The following is a 2869-nucleotide window of genomic DNA, read 5'->3' on the forward strand; positions in this document are numbered from 1 at the left end:
ATTTTGGGATTTTCCGCCAGTATTACTGCCAAAATAGCGCCATCATCCCATTGTTACCGACTATGACGCAGTCCTGCGCAAAAGCGGAGTCCGGGAGACCGGGTGGCCGCCAATCGCTCGGTCAATCGGGCCAGGGTCGAGTGGGGATCGCCGGCGATGAGGCGGGTGTATTCGTGAATGTGCAATTCCTGCGCCGCCTCCGGTGTAATCAGCCAATCGCCGTGGGATCGGTGGCGGATCCACGCATCCCACTGTCCGAGGGCCCCCACGGCACCGTCAAAGGGCTGCCGCTCGGGAGGGACCTGAAAGCGCGCGACCGGGTCGCCCCACGCCGCCGGGCACAGCGGACACCAGTTGCGCTGGGCGGCGCTCGCGTCAATGACCATGATCCGTTCGTGCCAGTGCAGCAAAATCTCGTAGGTCTGTTCTGCCCGACTCACTCGGTGCGTTTCGTTGAGCGTCCACGCGCCGTCCCCATAAAACTCGTCTAACGGGGTCCACGCAGCCGGCCACGGCTTGCCCGGCAATCGGTGCCGGCGCCGGCGAACCCGGTCTCGATGCATCGTGTGCCAGGGGCGCAGAAACGGATAGGGATGCTCCCGGCGGTGCTCCTTCACCCATTGCGCCAGGGTATCGGTGGGGATCGCCAGGTCCTGCGCCACTTGCGCCCCGGACTGCCCGCTGAGAACCAATTGGACCGCGTGTTGCTTAAGTTCCGCGTCGTACTCGGACGTCATGGCTATCACCTCCATGGACACATTGTAGCCCAATAACCGGTTTCAGGATGGGCGAGACGGTCTCCAGGCCCGGTCACATCGCCGCGGATTCATTTCACTTAACACAGGGAGCGAGAGCGCCCGAAGCGAAGCAGGCTTGGGTGATGTGGATGATGACGAACATGATGGACAAGAGTGATCTAGTGTCCGACAATGGGGTCATGGATACGGATGTGTGGACCATCGAGCGCCATCTCATGGGGAAATCGGAGCATATCTGCGAGCTGTATCGCCAGTTTGTCGCGATCGTCGAAGCGTGCGGCCCGGTGAGTTACGCCGTCAGCAAATCCGCCATCACCTTCAAAGGTGCCCGTCGCGGCTTTGCCGGGGTTAAGCCAAAGTCCCAATATCTCGACGGCTACCTGGATCTCGAACGGGAAGTGACTGATTCACGAATCTTGCGGAGTTCGCCCTATACACAGCGCCTCTATGTGCATCACTTTCGCGTAAGGGTCTGCGCGGAGATGGATGACGAATTTCGGGCATGGATACGGGAGGCGTATGCGGTCGGGGCCGGCGCACATCTCACTCGATAGCCCCGACACATCAGTCCTTCCGCCGCCGCGGACACCCAGTTTATGCGGATGCGCCCGAACGGATCCCGGCACCCGCATTGGTTCGCTACGGCCCTCGCATGCGAATTGCCAGTCGTGGCTGCATTGTCTAAGTCGACGTCGCCGACCGCCACGTGGGTGAGGGCATCGACCCCGAGCAGATCACCCAAGCTGATATCCCGCCCCCCATCAGGCATGGTTGGACCCCGAGGCCTTTGTCCGCAACGTGCGTCACCTTATGGCCCCGTCCAAGTATAGAGCATGAGAGGAGCTTCACAAGGCAGGAATGGTTCATGGTGCGAATGAACGAGATTTGGGGGCGAAAATGCCTTAACGTTTGCATGAGGGCGACCATTGGGATGAGGGCGGGTCAGTCGCAGTAAAAGAAGAAGATACCCTTATCGAACCGGTCCACCGATAACTTTCCTGGCTTACCATATTGCTCCCACACTTTGTGAGCCGCTTCCTGCGTTCCTCGAACACGGACATATTTCCGCCCCTCCCGGTTCATCCCCTCGCGTATCTGGATGGCATTCGATGGGGTGGGCTGCTCCGAGGGTACGGGCGTGTCCGTAGTGGATGAAAACCTTGTGCGCGCATCGTACATGGTGGTCGGCAAAGGCGTCACCGTGAGGATTTCGTCCACGATGCGATCGACGCTCGCTTCATCAAGAGGGCCATCTGAGCCCCTAGTCAGATACGCGAGCGCTTGTCTCGGCGTTAGGACCGGCATGGAGCACTGGTCGGCCACCAGCCACGTGGTCTGTGTGAACACGACAAGTGGCTCAATGGGGGGAGGGGCTGGGGTAACTCGTGGAGCACATACCATTGGTGAAATCGCCGCTGGTGCGTTTTGTGTTGATGGATGGGGCTGTGCGTTTTAACCCACTTGCCGGCTTCTTTTCGAAAACACTGGTCGTTTTTGAGCAAAACCGCCCCATCCCATGCCTTTGTTTCAATCAGAAAGATTCCTCCGGGTCCAATGGCGATATGATCAATTTGGGCATATTCACCGGGCTTGTATTCAAGGACTACGTCGCTTATGATTGCCCAGCTTTTCGGGAGACGCGCCCATAGTCGCAGGCTAACGGCAAATTCCCCCCGGGCACCCTGCTGGCTGTCGTGGCGCTGTTTCGTCCGGGCCATCGCCGTCGCGAGCGGCTTGAATGCCCAATGGAGGATTTTCGGAGTTTCGGCGTCAACGCGCTCACGGACCTGTTGCACCTTAGCCGTCTCCTTCTCCTCAATTCGTTTTAAAAATGCTGATTTTTGGTCATCGGATTGAGTAAAGACCCGGGCCATGGTGTCCCCTCCGACCTGTTGTCTAGAAATTGTCGGTAATTATATCATGCTGGCAGAATGAGGATCTACTTCGGGGGACCGCGCCTTGGTCCATCGGCAAGTATGGTTCGACATTGTCCCTTACCTTGGTAAGGACAATTATCAACGCGGCGAATGGTGGAATAGTCTCTCGGTATTTAATCCGGATAAGCTGGGGATTTGCCAGTAATTAACTGGAAGCGCGGGTGCAAGAGATCA

The 2869-nt window shown here is 58.2% G+C and carries 3 protein-coding genes; 1 reads left to right on the forward strand and 2 read right to left on the reverse strand.

Annotated elements, in window-relative coordinates; genetic code table 11:
• Positions 1 to 53: 53 nt before the first annotated feature.
• Positions 54 to 737, reverse strand: a complete 684-nt coding sequence (locus tag HIJ39_RS22275) for a transposase (RefSeq protein ID WP_169103235.1) — start codon at positions 735 to 737, stop codon at positions 54 to 56.
• A gap of 161 nt (positions 738 to 898) precedes the next feature.
• On the opposite strand from HIJ39_RS22275, the gene HIJ39_RS22280 reads away from it, so the two are divergent.
• The gene (locus HIJ39_RS22280; protein ID WP_207711863.1) at positions 899 to 1312 is read left to right on the forward strand and encodes a DUF5655 domain-containing protein; all 414 of its coding nucleotides are present in this window, start codon (positions 899 to 901) and stop codon (positions 1310 to 1312) included.
• A 738-nt stretch (positions 1313 to 2050) separates the two neighbouring features.
• On the opposite strand, the gene HIJ39_RS25350 is transcribed toward HIJ39_RS22280, so the two are convergent.
• Positions 2051 to 2632 (reverse strand): nuclease-related domain-containing protein, encoded by a 582-nt coding sequence (locus tag HIJ39_RS25350; RefSeq protein ID WP_169103236.1) that lies wholly within the window; start codon positions 2630 to 2632, stop codon positions 2051 to 2053.
• Between the last annotated feature and the right edge of the window lie 237 nt (positions 2633 to 2869).

Source organism: Sulfobacillus harzensis (assembly GCF_012933365.1).
Taxonomy (GTDB): domain Bacteria; phylum Bacillota; class Sulfobacillia; order Sulfobacillales; family Sulfobacillaceae; genus Sulfobacillus_B; species Sulfobacillus_B harzensis.